Origin of the sequence: Kitasatospora sp. NPDC057936 (assembly GCF_042887525.1) — a bacterium.
Classification (GTDB): Bacteria; Actinomycetota; Actinomycetes; order Streptomycetales; family Streptomycetaceae; genus Kitasatospora.
The window spans coordinates 1-18,636 of sequence record NZ_JBHVPD010000084.1 but is presented as its reverse complement, the minus strand read 5'-3'; the positions used below and the strand labels follow the sequence as shown (position 1 = coordinate 18,636).

15 protein-coding genes are annotated in these 18,636 nt (G+C 74.5%); 5 read left to right on the top strand and 10 right to left on the bottom strand.

The window, feature by feature from the left end:
* Window positions 1-39: 39 nt before the first annotated feature.
* A complete protein-coding gene (locus tag ACFVU9_RS33750) occupies window positions 40-4,809 on the bottom strand; it encodes a hypothetical protein (protein WP_387599975.1) in 4,770 nt (1,589 codons plus the stop codon).
* Between the two features lie 208 nt (window positions 4,810-5,017).
* Between ACFVU9_RS33750 and ACFVU9_RS33745 the strand changes: the two genes are divergently transcribed.
* Window positions 5,018-6,790 (top strand): hypothetical protein, encoded by a 1,773-nt coding sequence (locus ACFVU9_RS33745; RefSeq protein WP_387599972.1) that lies wholly within the window; start codon window positions 5,018-5,020, stop codon window positions 6,788-6,790.
* Between the two features lie 13 nt (window positions 6,791-6,803).
* On the opposite strand, the gene ACFVU9_RS33740 is transcribed toward ACFVU9_RS33745, so the two are convergent.
* From ACFVU9_RS33740 to ACFVU9_RS33730, 3 genes are all read right to left on the bottom strand, one after another.
* Entirely contained in the window at window positions 6,804-7,982 is a 1,179-nt protein-coding gene (locus ACFVU9_RS33740) for a methyltransferase domain-containing protein (protein ID WP_387599969.1), read from the bottom strand.
* Window positions 7,979-8,122 (bottom strand): hypothetical protein, encoded by a 144-nt coding sequence (locus tag ACFVU9_RS33735; protein ID WP_380436631.1) that lies wholly within the window; start codon window positions 8,120-8,122, stop codon window positions 7,979-7,981. Before ACFVU9_RS33735 ends, ACFVU9_RS33740 begins: the two co-directional genes overlap by 4 nt.
* 106 nt (window positions 8,123-8,228) lie before the next feature.
* On the bottom strand, window positions 8,229-8,453 hold the full coding sequence (locus tag ACFVU9_RS33730; RefSeq protein ID WP_380436633.1) for a hypothetical protein: 225 nt from the start codon (window positions 8,451-8,453) through the stop codon (window positions 8,229-8,231).
* A 225-nt stretch (window positions 8,454-8,678) separates the two neighbouring features.
* Here ACFVU9_RS33730 and ACFVU9_RS33725 point away from each other — a divergent pair, with 225 nt between their 5' ends.
* Window positions 8,679-9,530 (top strand): helix-turn-helix domain-containing protein, encoded by an 852-nt coding sequence (locus ACFVU9_RS33725; protein ID WP_380436635.1) that lies wholly within the window; start codon window positions 8,679-8,681, stop codon window positions 9,528-9,530.
* Between the two features lie 13 nt (window positions 9,531-9,543).
* Window positions 9,544-10,110, top strand: a complete 567-nt coding sequence (gene cyaB, locus ACFVU9_RS33720) for a class IV adenylate cyclase (protein WP_380436637.1) — start codon at window positions 9,544-9,546, stop codon at window positions 10,108-10,110.
* Between the two features lie 39 nt (window positions 10,111-10,149).
* On the opposite strand, the gene ACFVU9_RS33715 is transcribed toward cyaB, so the two are convergent.
* Window positions 10,150-10,776, bottom strand: a complete 627-nt coding sequence (locus ACFVU9_RS33715) for an HAD family hydrolase (RefSeq protein WP_380436639.1) — start codon at window positions 10,774-10,776, stop codon at window positions 10,150-10,152.
* Window positions 10,777-10,874: 98 nt separating this feature from the next.
* Window positions 10,875-11,090: a hypothetical protein gene (locus ACFVU9_RS33710; protein ID WP_380436641.1), complete on the bottom strand. Its 216-nt coding sequence runs from the start codon at window positions 11,088-11,090 to the stop codon at window positions 10,875-10,877.
* A gap of 20 nt (window positions 11,091-11,110) precedes the next feature.
* Here ACFVU9_RS33710 and ACFVU9_RS33705 point away from each other — a divergent pair, with 20 nt between their 5' ends.
* Window positions 11,111-11,698: an NUDIX hydrolase gene (locus tag ACFVU9_RS33705; RefSeq protein WP_387599963.1), complete on the top strand. Its 588-nt coding sequence runs from the start codon at window positions 11,111-11,113 to the stop codon at window positions 11,696-11,698.
* Here ACFVU9_RS33705 and ACFVU9_RS33700 read toward each other — a convergent pair.
* The 4 genes from ACFVU9_RS33700 to ACFVU9_RS33685 form a co-directional block, all read right to left on the bottom strand.
* Window positions 11,650-12,666: an ABC transporter ATP-binding protein gene (locus ACFVU9_RS33700; protein WP_387599961.1), complete on the bottom strand. Its 1,017-nt coding sequence runs from the start codon at window positions 12,664-12,666 to the stop codon at window positions 11,650-11,652. The genes ACFVU9_RS33705 and ACFVU9_RS33700 overlap by 49 nt on opposite strands.
* The gene (locus ACFVU9_RS33695) at window positions 12,663-14,261 is read right to left on the bottom strand and encodes an ABC transporter permease (protein WP_387599959.1); all 1,599 of its coding nucleotides are present in this window, start codon (window positions 14,259-14,261) and stop codon (window positions 12,663-12,665) included. Before ACFVU9_RS33695 ends, ACFVU9_RS33700 begins: the two co-directional genes overlap by 4 nt.
* On the bottom strand, window positions 14,258-15,322 hold the full coding sequence (locus ACFVU9_RS33690) for an extracellular solute-binding protein (RefSeq protein ID WP_380500086.1): 1,065 nt from the start codon (window positions 15,320-15,322) through the stop codon (window positions 14,258-14,260). The genes ACFVU9_RS33695 and ACFVU9_RS33690 overlap by 4 nt, the downstream gene beginning before the upstream one ends.
* A gap of 382 nt (window positions 15,323-15,704) precedes the next feature.
* Window positions 15,705-17,948: a heavy metal translocating P-type ATPase gene (locus ACFVU9_RS33685; RefSeq protein ID WP_387599956.1), complete on the bottom strand. Its 2,244-nt coding sequence runs from the start codon at window positions 17,946-17,948 to the stop codon at window positions 15,705-15,707.
* Between the two features lie 250 nt (window positions 17,949-18,198).
* Here ACFVU9_RS33685 and ACFVU9_RS33680 point away from each other — a divergent pair, with 250 nt between their 5' ends.
* The gene (locus ACFVU9_RS33680; protein ID WP_387599953.1) at window positions 18,199-18,561 is read left to right on the top strand and encodes a heavy-metal-associated domain-containing protein; all 363 of its coding nucleotides are present in this window, start codon (window positions 18,199-18,201) and stop codon (window positions 18,559-18,561) included.
* Window positions 18,562-18,636: the final 75 nt, after the last annotated feature.

Sequence of the window (18,636 nt, the reverse complement as noted above, 5' to 3'; positions counted from 1 at the left end):
CGGCCGCGGCCCGGGACCGCGGTGTGGACGACGGCCGGGTCAGTACAGCGAGTTGATCTTGCGCTGGAGGGCGCGCAGTTCCGCGTCCTGCGGGTTGTGCTCGACGGCCTGCTTGATCAGCTGCCGGGCCTCCCGGTAGGCGCGGGCGTTGGCCCTGGCCACGGCGTGGGCACTGAGGACGATCCCGAGCTCGGTGTGCAGCTTCGCCGTGTCCTCCGCCGAGCCGGACAGCCCCAGCGCCTCCTCCAGCAGCCGGACGGCCCCGGGGTAGCGCCTCGCCTCGTACTGCTCGACGGCCTCGCTGCGCCACACGCTGACGGCCAGCTTGCGGACGTCGGCGGCCTGGCCGTCGTACTCCATCGCCTTGCGCAGCATCGCGGAGCGCTCGGCGAAGGGGCGGTCCTGGAGGTTGTCCAGCATGTGGTTGGCCAGCATGACGGCGACCCGGCGCGGGGCCTCCGTCTCGGCCCGGCCGGTGAACTCCGGGTCGGCGCGCAGGGCTTCGGTCATCCGGGACACCGCCACCGTGCTGCGGCCGGCCAGCGCCGCGGTGAGCGCGAGGCGGCGCAGCGCGAAGGCGAGGCCGAGCCGGTGGTCCGGGTCGGGGTTGAGGTCGATCAGCTCGCGCCACAGCTCCACGGCCTCTTCCAGCTGGCGGACCGGGGCGTCGGGCTGGGTGAGCTGGTTGGCCCGGTTGCCGAGCGCGGCGGCGAGGAACTGCCGGGCGGTCTGGTCGCCGGGGTTGAGGGTGAGGCTCTTGCGCAGCAGGGTGAGGGCGCGGGGGTAGTCCTTGGTCTCGTTGTTGATCTTCCGGGCCCACTGGGCGTAGGTGGCGCCGAGGTCGCTGCGCACGTCGGCGTGGTCGGGGGCCAGCGCCAGGGCGCGTTCGAGGAGTTCGGCCGCGCCCTGCTGGTCGTCGTCGCTGCTCTTGAGCAGGGCGCGGGCCGCGCGCAGACCGGACTCGGCGGCGATGCCGGGCGCGTCGGCGGGCAGTGCGGCCCCGGGGACGGCGTGGGCGCGGGTGAGGCAGTCGAGGGCCTCGCGCCAGTTCTGGTTGCGGTGGTGCCCGCGGGCCTCGTCGACCAGGGTCGCCACCAGCAGGCCGCGCCAGGCGTCGTCGCGCTGCGCCTCCGGTACGGCGTCCAGCGCCTCGACGGCGGCGGACTGGAAGCCCTGGATCAGGAGGTAGCGCTGCGGGCCGAGGGGTCCGAACAGGTCGAGCGCCTGGTCGAGCGGATGCGGCTCAGGGCGGGACGCGCGCTTCCAGCCCTGTACGGCCCGGTCGAACTGCTCGCCCCACCAGGGGAGTTCCGGTGCCGAGCGGAGGAGTCCGGTCAGCGTCGGACCGTGCGCGAGGTGGCCGGCCGTGGCCCGTCCGGGCTGACGGACGGTCAGATCGGCCTGGACGAAGGCCTCGGCGCAGTGCGACTCCATGGCGAGGCGGAGCGTCCAGCTCGCCGCGTCCTCGCCGGTGCGGCCCTCGGCCTCGTCGAGCGCGCGCAGGTCGACGCGCAGCCGTTCGACGAGCGCGGCGCGCGCGGCGGCGACGCGCGCCGGTTCGGCCGGGCGGCCGGTGATCCGGGCGGACTCGGCCCACAGGGCGGGCAGGTGCAGGGCGGCGGCCAGGCAGCCGATCGTCCAGCGCCAGACCTGCGGATCGGCGGTCCCGCCCTCCGGACCGGGCGCGGTCGCCAGGCGGTACCCGGCGAGGCCGAGGGCGTGCAGCAGGCGGGCGTCGGTCGGGTCGGCGAGCAGCAGCGCGTGGTAGGCGTTCCAGGCCTCCCAGCGACGGCCCTCCAAGGCGTGCCGATGGGCCTCGTGCTCGGCCAGCATGCCGAGGGTGGCGGCGGCCTGCGGGTGGCCCGGCGACAGCCGCAGGACCTCGCGGAGGTCACCGGCGGCCGCACCGGGCTCGCCCGCGTCGAGGCGGCCCGCCGCGCGGCGGACCAGCACGGCGGCGCGCTCCCGGGCGGCCGCCTCCGGCAGCTCGGCCAACGCCTCGTCCAGCCGCCCGAGTTCGGCACGCAGCAGGGCGAGGTCGAGCCGGACGGGCGCGGCGGGGGCGCCGTCGCCGAACGCGTCGGCCCAGGCGGCGAGCACCGGCTCGGCCTGCTCGGGCACGCCGGCGCGGCGCGCGCAGTCCAGGACGGCCCGCAGGGCGGGGCTGGCGCAGCGGACGCAGCGCGGGGAGGCGGCGTCGGCGGGCCGGTAGAGGTGCGCGTCGCACGCCTCCCGGCCGCAGCCGCCGCACGAGCCGGTGGCGGGGGCCTCGCAGACGGGGCAGTCGGCGGGCGGGGCGGGGACCGGTTCGGACGCGGGTGCAGGCGCAGGGGCGGCCGGACCGCCCGCCACCGGGCCGGTGGCGTACGGGTTCGGCGCAGCACCCTGCGTCGGGCCGTCGGCCCCGACCGGTCCGGTGACGTACGGGTTCACCGGCCCGCCGGCCACCGGGCCCGTGGCGTACGGGTTCGGCGCAGCACCCTGCGTCGGGCCGTCGGCCCCGACCGGCCCGGTGACGTACGGGTTCACCGGCCCGCCGGCCACCGGGCCCGTGGCGTGCACGGCCGGGACCACGCCCGGAGCGGCGCCCGGGCGCACAGCCGCCGTGGCGCCGTCCGCCGCCGCACCGGTGCACCCGACGCAGCGCGGCACGCCCGCCGTACCGCGCGCCTCGCCCGCCTCGCCCGCCTCGCCCGCGCGGTCGAAGTGCGCGTCGCACGTCTCGCGCCCGCAGCCGCCGCACACACCGGACGCCCGGCGCCCACAGATCGCGCACCCGACGGACGGCACCGCAGGAACGGCACCGGGCGCGGCCGCCCCCGGAACCGCCCGCGGCGGCGGGACCGCACCCGAACCGGCAGCGGCCGAAGCAGCACGCGGCGGCGGGACCGCACCCGAGGGGGCAGCGGCCGAAGCAGCCCGCGGCGGCGGGACCGCACCCGAACCGGCAGCGGGCACAACGACGCGCGGCGCAGGCGCCGACAGGAAGTGCCGGTGCCACTCCAGCGCCGTCGCCCAGTTCCCGGCGCGCTCCGCGAGGGCCGCGCGCAGGCGGGCGACGGCCGGGTCGCCCGCCGGGTCGGCGTCCAGCGGTGCGAGCAGGGCGACCGTCTGCACCGGGCGGCCGGCCAGGAGCGCCGCGGCGGCCAGGTGGTAGCGGTCGCGCGGGCCCGCGTGGGCGTCGATCAGGCCGGGCAGGGTCTCCGTCGTGCCCCCGGCCAGGGCGAGCGCGGCCCGCAGCCGCCCCTGCCGGGCACCGACCGCGCCCGGGAGGCCGTCCGCGAGGGCGAGCGCCTCGGCCGCGCGCGTCCGCGCCTCGGGGTGGTCGCGGCCCGTGACGAGCAGGTGGGCCGCCTCGCGCAGCGCGGCCTCGCGCAGGGCGGGCCGGTAGCCGGGCGCGTGCGGGTCGTCGTCGGCGGCCCGCTGCCACAGCTCGCGCGCCGCGGTGGGGTCGGTGGCCAGGCTCCGCCGGGCCAGCCGGTCGCGGACGACGGCCAGCCACGTGCGCAGGTCGTCGTCGCGCAGCCGCTCGAAGGCGGTCAGCGCGCTCGTCAGGTCGCCGGATCGGACGCCGGCGAGGCCGTGGTGGAACGCGGCGATCCGCCCCCACCGGGAGTCGTCGCCCGCCTCGGCACGCAGCAGCGGCTCGGCCTCGGCGGTCCGTCCGGCGGCGAGCAGGGCGGCGCCGAGCCGGACGCGGGCCGGGCGCCAGCCGGAGTCCAGCTCGAGACCGGCGCGGTAGTCGGCGGCGGCCTCCGCGGCGCGGTCGGCCCGCTCGTGGACCAGGGCCAGGCCGAACCTGGCCGGGGCGAAGGCGGGTTGGGCGGCGAGCGCGGCGGTGAACTGCTCCTCGGCCTGGTCGTCGGCGCCGAGCAGCAGCGCGAGGCGGCCGAGCGCGTAGCGGGGGCGGGGGTCCCACGAGGCCTCGCCGGCGGCGGCCTGGAAGTCGCCCCAGGCGGCCTCGGTCTCACCGAGCCGCTGCCGGGCCAGGCCGCGGAACAGCAGGCTCTCGGCGCGCAGGGCGGGTCCGCGGGACCACCGGTAGGCCTCGCCCGGCGCGCGCCGCAGCGCCTCGTCGAAGGCGGCGACGGCGGGGGCGTCCCGGTGCAGGGCGAAGAGCTGCGCGCCCCAGCGGAACCACAGTTCGCCGCCGCCGCCCGGCGCGGCCGACGCGAGCAGGGCCTCGGCCTCCTCCGCGCGCTCGGTGCCGCGCAGGACGGCCGCCCGGGCCAGCACCGGCCAGTCCCGGCCCGGCAGGGCGGCGAGGGCCTCCGCGGTGGCGCCGTCGCGCTGCTCGGGCGGGCCGTCGTGGCACAGCCGCTGGAGCCAGTCCAGGGCCCGGGCCGCCGCCTGGGCCTCGGCGCCCGGCTCGGCGCCGCCGGCCGTCGCCCGCAGGAAGGCGAGCACCGGCGCGAGGGAGCCGGCCGCAGCCGACATCCGCTCTTCGGCGAGGCGTTGCAGGCTCCACCGGGGCAACTGCCGGGCCGGGTCGGCGAGCAGCGGGAACGCCTCGTGGTGCAGGGCCAGGGCGGCCTGCGGGTCACCGATGGCGACCGTGGCCTCGGCCTGGCCGAGCAGGGCGAGGCCGCGCTGCTCCGAGAGCGCCCCGGGCGCCCCGGCGAGCCGGCCGGCCAGCTTCGCGTAACGCCGCCTGGCCTGCTGCGCCTTGCCGGCCGCGAGCCGCTCGGCCGCCCCGGCCAGGGCCTTCGCCACCGCCTGCGGGTCGAGCGCCCGCCGTCGGCGGACCACCAGGACGCCCGCCACAGCGGCCAGTGCCACCACGATCAGCACCACCGCGAGCTGCGCCATGCACCGTCCCCCTGTGCTCCCCGACCGCCCCCATCATGATCAAATAGGCATGTTCGATCATGAGTTGACGCTATTTCATGATGTTGCTCGGCGAGCATCAGGATAGGCCCTCGGCGGGGCCGCCGAACAGGAACGAGCACTATCCTGGGCACCGCGAACAGCCGGGCCGCCGTCGGTGGCCCGGCGTCAGGCAGCAAACGGGGGTGGCGTGTCCGAGTCGCGTTGGGTGCCCGGGCTCCGGTTCGGACCGGAGTTCGACCCCGAGCAGTACGAGCTCCTCGAATTCCACCACCGGGGCGGGGAGGCCGAGGTGTGGCGGGCCGTTCGTACCGGCCACAACGGGCGCAAGGAGCTCGTCGCCGCCAAGATCATGCTCGAACGGGACCCGTCCGAGGTCCGCCGCTGGCTCGGCCGCTGGGACGACGTCTCGCACAACGCCCACCGCCTCGGCATCACCGACCTCGTCGTGCCGAGCTTCCTCCTCGGCCCCTCCCCGCACCGGCCCGGCTCCGCGCCCACCAGCGGGCTGCTCGCCTACCAGATCTCCCCCTGGGTCGACGGCGTCCCGCTGCACACCTGGGCCGGTGCGAACCGCGCCGGGCCCTCGGCGGCGGCCGAGGTGCTCGCGCGGCTGTGCCGCATCGTCGACGAGTTGCACCGCAAGCGCTGGGTGCACCGCGACATCTCCCCCGCCAACGTCCTCGTCGACGCGGCCGGCCAGGTCAAGCTCATCGACCTCACCTTCCTCGCCCCGCTCGACCACACCCTCACCGTCGCCGTGTTCACCCCGGGGCACGTGCCGCCCGAGGCCGAGCAGGTCGGCGGGTTCCCGACCACCGCCAAGGACCTGTTCGCCGTCGGCACCCTGGCCCGCGCCCTCCTGCTGCCCGACCACGGCCGCCTCGACCACCGGCTGGCCGTCGAACAGGCCCGCGCCGAACTCCTCGCCGCCGGCTACGGCGAGGAACTCGCCGACTGGGCCTGCGAACCGCTCGCCCGCGACCCCGACCGGCGCCCCGCCCCGCTCGGCCCCTGGGCCGCCCGCGGACGCGAACTGCTGCGCGCGCACCGGCCGCGGCCCCGCACGACCGGCCTGGCCGTGCTGCCGGGTTCGGGCGGCACCCCGCTGGTCGCCGCCGCGCGGGCGGACGGAGGCGTCCTGCTGGCGGGCGCACAAGGACTTCCGCCCGGGCAGGGGCCGGAAGCCGTACGGGAGTTGGTGTGCGGACGGGCCGGGCTCCGCAGTGAACTCGTCCTGTGCGCCGAGGACGGCACCGGCACCCTGTGGGTCGGCACCACGACGGGGTGGTGGGAGGCCGCGCGCGGCGTCACCGGCCTCGCGGGCGGCGTCGACGCCACCGGCGAACTGACCGTCTGGACGGCCGCCGGCGGCGCGCTGCACTCCTTCCGCTGGGCCCCCGGGCGCACCCTCACCGGCCGCGAACTGCCCGACTGCCCCGCCGACCGGGTCCTCGCCGCCGTCGAGGAGCGGCCCGGCGCGTGGCTCGTCCTCGTCGAGCACCGGGACCGCGCCCTGTGGTGGCGCACCGGCACCGGCACCGCCCCCACGCCGCTCGGCCCGTCCGGACCACTCCGCGCCGCCGCCCTCGCCCGCACGTCGGCGGGACCGCAGGCCGCCACGCTGCGCGCCGACGGCTCCGTCCAGCTGCACACCCTCGGCGCCGCCGGCCACGCCCCCGAGGTCGGCGACGGCGAGCCCGCCCACGCCCTCGCCCTGGCCGGCCACCGCGGCGGGCCGACGCTCGCCCTGGCCGGCGAGGGCGGCGTCCGCCTGCGCACGGCCACCCCGGCCCGCCACCCGCGCTGGTGGCGCCCCACCCTGCGCCCGGCGACCCGCGTCGCGCTGGCCGTCGGGGACGACTGGCGGCTGTGCCTGGCGGCCGTGGTCGAGGGCGAGCTGCAGTGCTGGCAGGAGGACACGGCCTACCGCTGGCAGGCGGTGGCGCTGCCGCCCCAGTGACTCTTGCGGGCCGTCAGCTCCGCTGCGGAACGGGGTTGTCCGGGGAGTCGAGCCAGGCCGTCTGAGTCTCCGGGGTGACCGTCAGCCCGAACCGCTCGTGCCCGGGGCGGCCTTGGGAGTCCCACCAGCGATAGGCGGCCTCCACCTCGTCCCAGAGGTTCCGGGGACCGGACTGGTACACCTCGTACTCCGTGCGCTCCCGCTCGTAGTCGGCCGACGCCCAGGACAGGGTGTCCCGGCTGTAGAGCCACAGCGTGTAGGCGCCGTCGTCGTAGCGCTCCGCCCGCCAGAACGCCCCGGGCACGCCGAGCCCGATGACGAACTGCTGGAACCACGCACCCGTGCCCCACGGGGAGAGGCTGGTCATGCTCTTCACGCCATCCGCCGGCCAGGGAACCCCATGCAGGTAGTCGTCGAACGGCGGTCGGTCCGTGCGCTGTTGGCGGAGCCGCATGAAGGCGGACCCGCCGGTGAAGCTGCCGAGCGCCCGGGTCCCGTCGCTGTTCACGACCAGCCGGACGATCTGTTCCCCGCCGTATTCGGTGCCGAACGGGGCAACGATCACCCCGCCCGGGCCCGACTGGGCCAGCCACGCCGGTGGGATCTCCAGCAGGGAACAGGTGGCGATGATCCGGTCGTAGGGAGCGCCCTCCGCCCACCCAGCGCGGCCGTCGCCCTCGATCACGGTCGGTGCGAGCCCAGCCCTGTCCAGATTCTCTCGGGCGCCGCGCGCAACGTCCGGGTCGTACTCCACCGTCACCACGTTCAGGTCGCCGAGCCGGTGCGCGAGAAGCCCGGCGTTCCAGCCCGTACCCGTCCCGATCTCCAGCACCCTGTCGCCCGGACGAACGTCCAGGTCCCGGAGCATGGAAGCCACCATGGTCGGCATGGAGTTGGACGAAGTCGGGGTCACGCCGAGCCCGTCCCCCACGTGCTCGCCGCCGTCCCATTGGGTGGTCAGCGGGATGTCCGAGTAGACCGCCCTCCGCCACGCCCCGGGATCGTGGGAGCGGTACACGACAGGGTTCTGCCTGGTGCCGTCGGCAATGCCCGGCCAGATGCGGTCCGGCACGAAGAGCTCACGGCGGACGGCCGTGAAGGAGGGCAGCCAGTCCGAGGTCAGCGCACCGCCCGACACGAGCGCGGAGGCGAGCCCCTGGGGGCCCGCCTCCTGGGGCGTCTCGCGGGTCACTTGCCGCTCGCCGGGTTCTGGCCGTCCGAGGTGTTGCCGCCCTCGTCGGAACCGCCGCCTCCGTGCCCGCTGCCCTTATTGCTGTCGTCCTGCTGCCCGCCGCCCTTGCCGTCGCCCGAGCCACCGCCGTGCTTGCCCATCTCAGTACCTCCGTTTGCTGGTTGGCCCCGCCCAGGCCGATGCCTGTGCGGGTGTTCACCGCCCGCGCCGGGCCCCTTCCCAGGCCCGGCGCGGGAGTTCAGGGGATCACTCGCTCTCGACCGCCGGAGTGCGAGTGCAAACGGTGTGCGCCGGGAGGACGGCCGACCGTCGGCCGGGGCAGTCGTCCTGCTGGATCAGCTCATCCTCTGCAGGTTTCGTGCCGCGCCGCTCGAACATCTCGACGATCTCCGCGACCGCCGCCCGCCATAACGGACTCGTTCGATCCACGTACCACGCACCCTGGACGCTGGGGATCGGCTCGGGGAACATCAGGCGCCTCCTGACCGATGCCGACCACACGAGGAGCCGGAAGCGCGACAGAGACAGGTCAGGGCTTTGTCCCGGACACCGCCCGGGCATCCCCAGTGAGCGCGCTGGGACCTGGCGCGAAGGAGTGTGGCCACATATCCCAGCATCGACTGATGAATCGTCAATCTCGATATCCAGCCGGTAATCTCACTGTGAGATGGAGAGTTGGCGCCGGAGGTTTGGACCATGGGAACCGCGATGGAACCGATCAGGCTGGCGGACCTCGCATGGCAGAACGAGGAGGTGCGCGACGCACTCCGTCGCCGCGACGTCGCGGCGCTCTTCCGATATGTGCAGCACCACAGCGGGTCCAGCCAGGCGCGGCTCGCCGTCCAGGTCGGCATGACCCAGTCCCGTGTCAATGAGATCATCAACAGACACCGTCAGGTCACCAAGCTGGACGTCTTCGAGCGCATCGCCGACGGGCTGAACATGCCGGACAGCGCCAGGCGCCTGCTCGGCCTCGCACCGCGCTCCGACGGCCAGCGCACGGCCGGAAGCGCTTTCGACCTCGCGGCGTTCCCCGAGATCGTCCGTGTCTACAGCGACCAGGTTTCGGCCACCGACGAAATCCAGCGAGCGGCGAGGTCTGCGGCCGAGCTTGATGTACTGGCAGTGCGTGGACTCGGACTGCTTGCTCTTCGCGACTCACTGCTCCGGCAACACTTCGACCGCGACAACGATCCGACGCCGAGACTTCGCGTCCTCCTCCTCTCCCCGGATTCGGAGGCAGCCGAACGCCGAGCGGCCGAGATCAACGAATCCCCCGAGTCGCTTGCGAGCGGAATCCTCCTCGCCGAGGCGCGCCTTCGAGAGCTCGCCGAGGTCGGGCATGTCGAGGTCTACCGGTACAGCACTGTCCCGGTCTGGCGGATCATCAGACTGGATCGCACCCTCTACGTCGGGGCTTTCGACACTGATTGGGAAGGGCATGAGTCCGCGACGTATAAGGTGCTTCCCACCCCCAGCGGGCCCCTCTACCGGGGCTGGCGTCGGCAATTCGATGTGATGGTGGACAGCGCAGAGCGCGTGATCTGACGGAGGGAACAGGATGGCGATCGAAGCGGAACTCAAAGCTGTCGTACGTGACCCAGAGGGCGTGCTCAGGCAGTTGGAGGACCAGCACGGCGGTGGTCGCGCCGAGGTCTACCGTGACACGTACTACGATGCACCGGACGGCAGCCTCATGGGCGGCGACCGCGAACTCCGGATCCGGACCGTCCACGGCCCGAACGACACCCGCACCGTCCTCACGTACAAGGGCGCCCGCGTTGACGAGGCCTCCGGATCGAAGCCCGAGGCCGAGACTCGTGTCGAGGATGCCGACGCAGCGCACGAGATCGTCCGGGGCCTCGGATTCGTCCCCCGGATCGCATTCGAGAAGCGGTGCAGGAACTACGACTTCGAGCGCGATGGCCGACGGCTGCTCGCCACGCTCGTCCGGGTGCCCGAACTCGACGCCACGTTCATCGAGGTCGAGACGGCAGCAGCCACGGAGAGCGACCTCGGGCCGGCGCTCGCCGTCGTCCGCGCCGCGCTGGCAGACCTCGGGATCGGTGAGGACGACCTGACGACCGAGCTGTACACCGACGCCGTGGCGGCCGTCCGGCCGCTCTGACTGCGCCAACAGGTAGAAAGGTCCGCCGGGGAAATCCTGCTACCGGCCGACCAGCAATCCGGCCAGCTCCGTCAGCGAGTTCACTGTCCAGTCAGCATCGGGCGCTGAAGTCGTCAGCCCGACCGGTCCGCGACGGATGTGGGCGGTCCGCAGCCCGGCAGCACGCGCCGGGGTGATGTCGTTAGCGGGGTGGTCGCCGACATACACGATCTCGTGAGGCTCGCCCGGCGCCCAATGGATCAGCCGCTTGAAGAAGTCGGGCGCCGGCTTGGAGACTTGCCACTCGCCGGATGTGGCAATGGCGTCGGCCGGTAGGTCCAGCCCTCGCAGCAAGTCGCCCACCGCAGCGTTCTGGTTTCCTGCGATCCCCACCCACAGCCCGTCTTCTCGGAGCCGCATCAGCGCTGGGCGGACGTCCGGGTACAGATCCGTCTCGTCGAGGTAGTCGCCCTTGCCCGCCGCCTGTCGGGCCCGCCACTCGGCTGCCACATCCACGCCGGTGCGGGCGATGCGGATCGCGTCCGCGTTGTCCCGGCCCTCGGCCAGCACTGCGCCGACCAGCGCCGACATGGTATGCGCGGGCACACCGAGCCACCGGGCCCAGTCACCCCAGTAGCGGGTGTCGCTGGTCAGGGTCTCTCCGATGTCGAACACCACAGCGCGCATGGACCGAGGCTACGGGAGTGCGCTGATCGTTCTCTCGGGCGATGGCCGTATGTCCGACGGACCTGATCGTCACGCCGCTACTTTCTGGCCGGCGACTCTCAGCTCCCTGCAGCGTTGAACGTGGCGATCAGCTCGGGCAGCTCCGCGAGCGAGTCGATGCGGAACGTCGCCGTCTCAGCGGCCGGGGCCGCCTCCGCGACCCGCTCGAAGAATTGGAGGTCGGGCTTGCTCGCACCCCAGTCGTCCGACGTGCCGATCAGGTCCACGTCGGCCCAGTCCGCGTCGGGCGTGAAAGAGTCGGAGCACCGGCTCACGCGCACGCAGGAGGCTCAGGGTGGAGTGGCAGACCTACGGCCGGCGCCAGGTCTACGGGAGCCCGTGGGTTGAGGTGTGGCTGGACGACGTCGAGGTGCCTGGTATCGGGCGGATCGACCACCACGTCGTCCGCATGCCCCGGGCCTCCACCACGGCCGTCGTCACCAATGATCGGGGAGAGTTTCTCCTGATCTACCGGCACCGGTTCATCACCGGCCGCTGGGGCTGGGAGGTTCCGGCAGGTTGGGCAGAACCAGGAGAGGATCCGGCGGCGGCGATCGCTCTTGAGGTCGAGGAGGAGACCGGTTGGCGGCCGGGCCGTGTCGAGTTGATGACCGAGTACGACGCCCTCGCCGGCATCTCGGACATGCATTTCAGGGCCTACCACGTCACCGGATGCGCCCGGGTCGGCGCGCCACAGGACTCTGGCGAGGCCACGCGGGTCGAGTGGCTGCCGGAGGCCGAGGTCGTGCGGCTCCTCACCTCCGGTGAGGTCGCGGACGGTCCGTCGCTGGCGGCCCTCTCGTACTACCTCGGCCCGTACCGGCTCGATAGGCGTCAGATCGGCTCCGGGAGGGCGTGGGCCGGGCCCTCCACGGTGATGTAGGCCTCGCCCTGGGGCCAGGGGTGGGGGGTGTAGGCGATCAACGTGGGTGGGAGGGCCTCGGATTCGGGGCGGAGTTCGATGCGGTGGTCGTGGCCGCGGAAGTCGGACGTCACCACGTGGGCGCGGACGGAGTCGGGGGAAGCCTCTGCGCTCAGGCGGAGTTGATGGGGGCGCACCAGGGCCAGCGTCCCAGAGGTGACGGAGGCGGACTCCGCCAGGGCCAGGGCCCCGAACGGGGTGCGGGTGGCCGGCACCAGGTTGGCCTCGCCCAGCACGCGCGCCACGGCGGCGTCGGCCGGGCGGTGGTACAACACGTCCGGCGTGCCAGCCTGGGCGATGCGGCCCTCGCGCAGCACCGCGATGGTGTCGGCGAAGGCCAGTGCCTCGTCCTGGTCGTGGGTGACCAGGATCGCCGTCGTCCCGGCCTTCCGCAGGGTCGCCGCGACCTCGCGCCGCAGTTCCGCCCGCAGCGCCGCGTCGAGGGCCGCGAACGGTTCGTCCAGCAGCAGGAGTTGAGGACGAGGGGCCAGTGCCCGGGCAAGGGCGACGCGCTGCTGCTGCCCCCCGGAGAGCTGGTGCGGGCGGCGGTCGCCCAGGCCTGCGAGGCCGATCAGGTCGAGCAACTCGGCCACGCGGGAGCGGCGCTCCGCTCGCGGCAGGCCGAACCCGATGTTCCCGGCCACCGTGAGGTGCGGGAACAGCGCGCCGTCCTGCGGGACGAGGCCGATGTTGCGGCGCTCGGCGGCGACCCGGCTCCGCCCGTCGTCCAGCGTCCGCCCGTGCAGCACGACGCTGCCCGAGGCGGCCGGGTGGAAGCCGGCCACGACCCGCAGCAGGGTCGACTTGCCGCAGCCGGACGGCCCGAGGATGCAGGCGAGGGCGCCCTCCTCCACGCTCAGGTCGATGCCGGAGAGGACCGGGCTGCGCCCGTGGGTGGCGTGCAGATCGACGACGGACAGTCCGGTCATGAGTTCTTCCCTGGGCGGCCGAGGGTGCGGTGGGTCAGCAGGAGCACGGACGGGACGGACAGCGCGACCATGAGGGCCGCGTACGGCGCCGCGGCCCCGTACGCGAGTCCGCTGGTGTACACCCAGAACTGGGTGGCCAGGGTCTGGGTGCCGGTGGGGCGCAGCAGCAGGGTCGCGGTCAGCTCGGTGGAGGCGGTGAGGCCGACCATCGCGACGGCCGTTCCGAGTCCGGGCAGGACGAGCGGCAGGGTGACGCGTGCGAGCACGGCGAGCGGCCGGGTGCCGAGCGAGCGGGCGGCCTCCTCGACGCCGGGCGGCACCTGGGCGAGGGCGGCGCGGACGGCGGTGAGGGCGAGCGGGAAGAACAGCACGACGTACCCGGCGACGAGCATCGGCGGCTGCTGGTACAGGGGTTGGGCGTAGCGGACGGCGAAGAACACGACCGACAGGGCGACCGCGATGCCGGGCAGCGCCCGGGTGAGGTAGGCGGCGCGCTCCACGAGCAGCGCGGGCCTGCTGCCGCGCCGCCACGCGTACAGGGCGACGGGGACCGCCGCCGCGGTGGCGACGAGGGCGGCGCCGAGCGCGTACCCGAGGGTGGCGAGGGTCGCGCCGACGACCGACGCGGAGGGCAGGGTCGTCGAACTGCCCTTCACCAGCCAGTACCCGAGCGCGTACACCGGCACGCCGAGCGCGACCCCGACGAGCGCCGTGAGGCCGGCCAGCGCCGGCGCCGTCCACCGGCCGAGGCGCACGGGCCGCGCGGTGCGGGCGACGGCGCCGTGCCGGGTGACGCGGGCGTTCCGTCCGGCCCAGGCCTCCAGGCCGACGAGCAGCAGCGCGAGCGCCACCAGCACGAGGGTGAGCAGGGAGGCGGAGGCGGCGTCGAAGCCGAGCTTGTACTGGGTGAAGACGGCGGTGGCGAAGGTGGTGTAGCGCAGCATCGCGAACGCGCCGTACTCGCCGAGCAGGTAGAGCGAGACGAGCAGGACGCCGCCGGCCAGGGCGGGCCGGGTGAGCGGGAGGGTGACGCGCCACAGGGTGGCTAGGCGGCCGCGGCCGAGCGAGCGGGAGACCTCCTCGGCGGCGGCGTCGCCGTGCCGCAGGGCCGCCGCGACGGGCAGGAACACGAGCGGGTAGAGCGAGCAGGTCATCACGAGCACCGCGCCCCAGTAGCCGTGCACGGAGCGGAACAGCGAGACCCAGGAGTAGCCGCGGACGAACTCCGGCACGGCGAGCGGCAGGGCGAGCGCGACGGTCCAGGCGCGGCGGCCGGGCAGGGTGGTGCGTTCGACCAGGTAGGCGGCGCCGAAGCCGAGGACGGCGGTGAGGAAGGTGACGGCGGCGGCCAGGGTGACGGTGTGCCACAGCAGGGTCGCGATCAGCGGGCGGCCGAGGAGGCGCCGGGCCTGGTCCCACCCGCCCTGTGCGGCCTGGGCGACGACGAAGCCGAGCGGCGACGCGACGACGGCGACGACGGCCACCGCGACGGGCGCGAGCAGGCCGGCGGCCCGCCACTGCGCGGACGCGGACAGGCCGGTGGCCCGCCACCGCCGGAGCGGGGACGGGCCGTCGGCACGGACGGGTGCGGTCACTGGAGCAGACCGGCGTCCTGGAGCAGCGACAGCGCCTGCTTGCCGTCGCCGAGCTGGGCCGGGTCGGCGACGGTGCCGATGCCGTCCAGGGCGGGCAGGTCGGGCTTGCCCTGGACGCCGGTGACGAGCGGGTACTCGTAGCTCGCGGAGTTCGCGATGACGGTCTGGGCCGGGGCGCTCGCGAGGTAGGCGAGGAGGGCCTGGGCGGCGGCCTGGTGCTTGCCGCTCTTCAGCACGGCGGCGCCGGAGACGTCGACGAGGGAGCCCGGGTCGCCCTTGGGGAAGTAGTGCAGGGTGCTGTGGGTGCCGCCCGCGCCCTTCTCGTCGCGCATCCGGTAGAAGTAGTAGTGGTCGATGACGCCGCCCTCGACCTCGCCGCTGTTGATCGCGGCGGACAGGGTCTCGTTGCTGTCGTAGACCTTGGCGTTGTCCTTGAGGCCCTTGAGCCACTGCTTGGCGGCGTCCTCGCCCTTGGCCTTGAGGACCTGGGTGACGACGGGGGCGAAGTCGGTCTCGCTGGGGGCGATGCCGAGCCGGCCCTTCCACTCGGGCTTGGCGAGGTCCAGGACGGAGGCGGGCGGCGCGGTGTCGGCGCCCTTGCCGGTGGCGGTGAGGAAGGCGGAGGTGCGGGCCGAGATGCCGACCCAGTCGCCCTTCGGCGAGCTGTCCGTGGCCGGGACCGCCTTGAGGGTGTCGGCGGCGACCGGGGCGAGCAGGCCCTTGTCGTCGAGGACGGTCAGGGCGGGCGGGTTCTCGGCGTAGAAGACGTCGGCCGGGGAGGCGGTGCCCTCCTGGAGGATCTGGTTGGCGAGCTCGGCCTCGTCGCCGGAGCGCAGCTCGACCTTGATCCCGGTGCGCTTGGTGAAGTCGTCGGTCAGCGCCTTGACGGTCTGCTCGTGCTGACCGCTGTAGAGGGTGACGGTCTGGCCCGCGAGGGCCGTGCCGGAGGGAGCGGGAGAGCCGTCGGAGCCACTGGAGCCGGAGCTGCCGCACGCCGTGAGGGCGAGGGCGCAGGCGGCGACGAGGGACAGGGCTGCGAGGGGCCGGACGGTTCCGGGCATGGTGAGGGCTCCTCCGAGGTGGCGGGGGTTTCGGCCGGACGCACGCCTCCACGGCCCGGTTCGGGCCGTCGGGACGCTGGCTGCGGCGGCCTGACGGCACGAGAACCTAGGGCAGGGAAGGCTTGCCTAACAAGTTTCGGAGCGTCACATCTCGACCCGGTCTCGTCCCGGTCGCGCTTCGGTGGACAAACCGCCAAGGCCGGGCAAACCGGCCTTCAAGCGCAGGTCAGAGCGAGGGTGTACGACGGATCGTCAGTCGGGGGCTCCCGGAGGGTGGCTACCTTGCGTGACCGGCAGCCGGTCGTACCGGGACGGTCCGGCCCTGCCGAAGGGCCCCGGAACCAGGAGGTTCCGGGGCCCTTGCCACAAGCGGTCGCGCGGATCAGCGGAAGCGGCGGAGCCGGAGGCTGTTGCCGACCACGAAGACCGAGGAGAAGGCCATCGCGGCGCCCGCGATCATCGGGTTGAGCATCCCGGCCGCCGCGAGCGGCAGGGCGGCGACGTTGTAGCCGAAGGCCCAGAACAGGTTGCCCTTGATCGTCGCCAGGGTCCGGCGGGAGAGCCGGATCGCGTCGGCGGCGGCCATCAGGTCCCCGCGGACCAGGGTCAGGTCGCCGGCCTCGATGGCGGCGTCGGTGCCGGTGCCCATCGCCAGGCCCAGGTCGGCCCGGGCCAGCGCGGCCGCGTCGTTGACGCCGTCGCCGACCATCGCGACGACCTTGCCCTCGGCCTGGAGGCGCTTGACGGTGTCCACCTTGTCCTGCGGCATGACCTCGGCGATCACGTGCTCCGGCGCGATCCCGACCTCGGCGGCGACGGCCTCGGCCACCGCCCGGTTGTCACCGGTGAGCAGCACCGGGGTCAGGCCCAGGCGGCGCAGTTCGGCGATGGCGCCCGCACTGGTCGGCTTGACCGCGTCGGCCACCTCCAGGACGGCCCGGGCCTCGCCGTCCCAGCCGACCGCGATCGCCGTCCGCCCGGCCGCCTCGGCGGTCCGCTTGGCCGCGGCGAGGCCCTCGGGCAGGTACTGGGCCCACTCGTTCAGCAGCGCCTCCCGGCCGGCGACCACCGCGTGGCCGTCGACGACGCCCTGGACGCCGAGGCCGGGGACGTTCTCGAAGCCCTCGACCGGCGGCAGTTCGCCCGCCTTCGCCGCGGCGGTGGCGATCGCCCGGGCGATCGGGTGCTCGGAGGCGTGCTCCAGGGCGCCGGCCAGGCGCAGGGCCTCGGTCTCGGTGACGCCGTCGGCGGTGTGCACGGCGAGCAGGGCCATCCGGCCGGTGGTGACGGTGCCGGTCTTGTCGAGGACGACGGTGTCGACCTTGCGGGTGGACTCCAGCACCTCCGGGCCCTTGATCAGCACGCCGAGCTGGGCGCCGCGGCCGGTGCCGACCAGCAGCGCGGTCGGGGTGGCCAGGCCCAGGGCGCACGGGCAGGCGATGATCAGCACGGCGACGGCGGCGGTGAAGGCGGCGGTCCAGCCCTCGCCGGTGCCGAGCCAGTAGCCGAGGGTCGCGATCGCGAGGGTGATCACGACCGGCACGAAGACCGCCGAGATCCGGTCGGCGAGGCGCTGGGCGGCGGCCTTCCCGTTCTGCGCGTCCTCCACCAGCTTGGCCATGCGGGAGAGCTGGGTGTCCGCGCCGACCCTGGTCGCCTCGACGACGAGCCGGCCGCCCGCGTTGACGGTGGCACCGGTGACGGCGTCGCCGGCGGCGACCTCGACCGGGACGGACTCGCCGGTGAGCATCGACGCGTCGACGGCGGACGCGCCCTCGACCACGACGCCGTCGGTGGCGATCTTCTCGCCGGGACGGACCACGAACCGGTCCCCCACCGCGAGTTCGGCGATCGGGACCCGCACCTCGCGGCCGGCCCGGAGCACCGTGACGTCCTTCGCCCCGAGCTCCAGCAGCGCCTTGAGCGCCGCCCCGGCGGTCCGCTTCGAGCGGGCCTCGAAGTAGCGGCCGGCCAGGATGAAGGCGGTGACCCCGGCCGCCGCCTCCAGGTAGATGTTGCCCGCGCCGTCGCTGCGGCCGATGGTCAGCTCGAACCCGTGCCGCATGCCCGGCATGCCGGCCGTGCCGAAGAACAGCGCCCACAGCGACCACAGGAACGCGGCGCCGGTGCCGAGCGAGACCAGGGTGTCCATCGTCGCGGCGCCGTGCCGGGCGTTGGTGAACGCGGCCCGGTGGAACGGCCAGGCGGCGTAGGTGACCACCGGGGCGGCGAGGGTCAGCGACAGCCACTGCCAGTTGTCGAACTGCAGGGCCGGCACCATCGCCATCGCGATCACCGGGACGGCCAGTGCCACCGCGGTGATCAGCCGCTGGCGCAGCGGCACCAGCTCGTCGGCTTCACCGGTGTCCTCGCCGGCGGGGCCGACGACGGCCGGGGGCTTCGGAAGGGCGGCGGTGTAGCCGGTCGCCTCGACGGTGGCGATCAGGTCGGCGACCTCGACCGCACCCTCGAAGCTGACCTTCGCCTTCTCGGTGGCGTAGTTGACGCTCGCCGAGACCCCGTCCATCCGGTTGAGCTTCTTCTCGATCCGCGCGGCGCACGATGCGCACGTCATGCCGCCGATCGAGAGTTCCACCTCCGTGGAGGCGGGTGCCTGGGTGCTCATCGTTGCTCCTCGCGTCCGTGGCGCTGCGGGATCGGTACCCGGGAGGGGTATCCGGTGACGCCGGGGCGGCGCCGGGTTCCTTTATACCCCTGGGGGGTACCTGCCGCAAGACGTCGCCGGATACCCCCCATAGGTATTTCTGGAGCACGGGAACGTCTTGACTCGATACCCTAGGGGGGTATTAACTCGGCGGCGTCGAACAGACCGGCGCCGGCCCGGCGCCCATCCCGAGTCCCGAGGAGAGAGCGTCATGAACACCGCCCAGACCATGAGCAGGACCACCGCCACCATCGACCCGTCCGCCGCCGGGGCGACCGCCTCCTCCTGCTGCGGCTCGTGCAGCACCGGCGCCGCGGCCGCCCCGGCCCCCGCCGTCGCCGTCGCCGTCGCCGTCGCGGGCCGCGCGGTCTTCCAGGTCCAGGGCATGACCTGCGGCCACTGCGTCTCGTCCGTGACCGCCGAGCTGAAGAAGATCGACGGCGTCACCGCGGTTGCCGTGGACCTCGCCACCGGCCGCGTCACCGTCGACGCCACCGCGCCGCTCGCCGACGAGGCCGTCGCCGCCGCGATCGACGAGGCCGGCTACGACCTCGCCGGCCGCCTCGACGGCTGACGATCGGCACCCGCACCACACCCGACCCGTCGGCCCGGACGGACGGCACCCCGCCCGCCCGGGCCGACGGGTTCC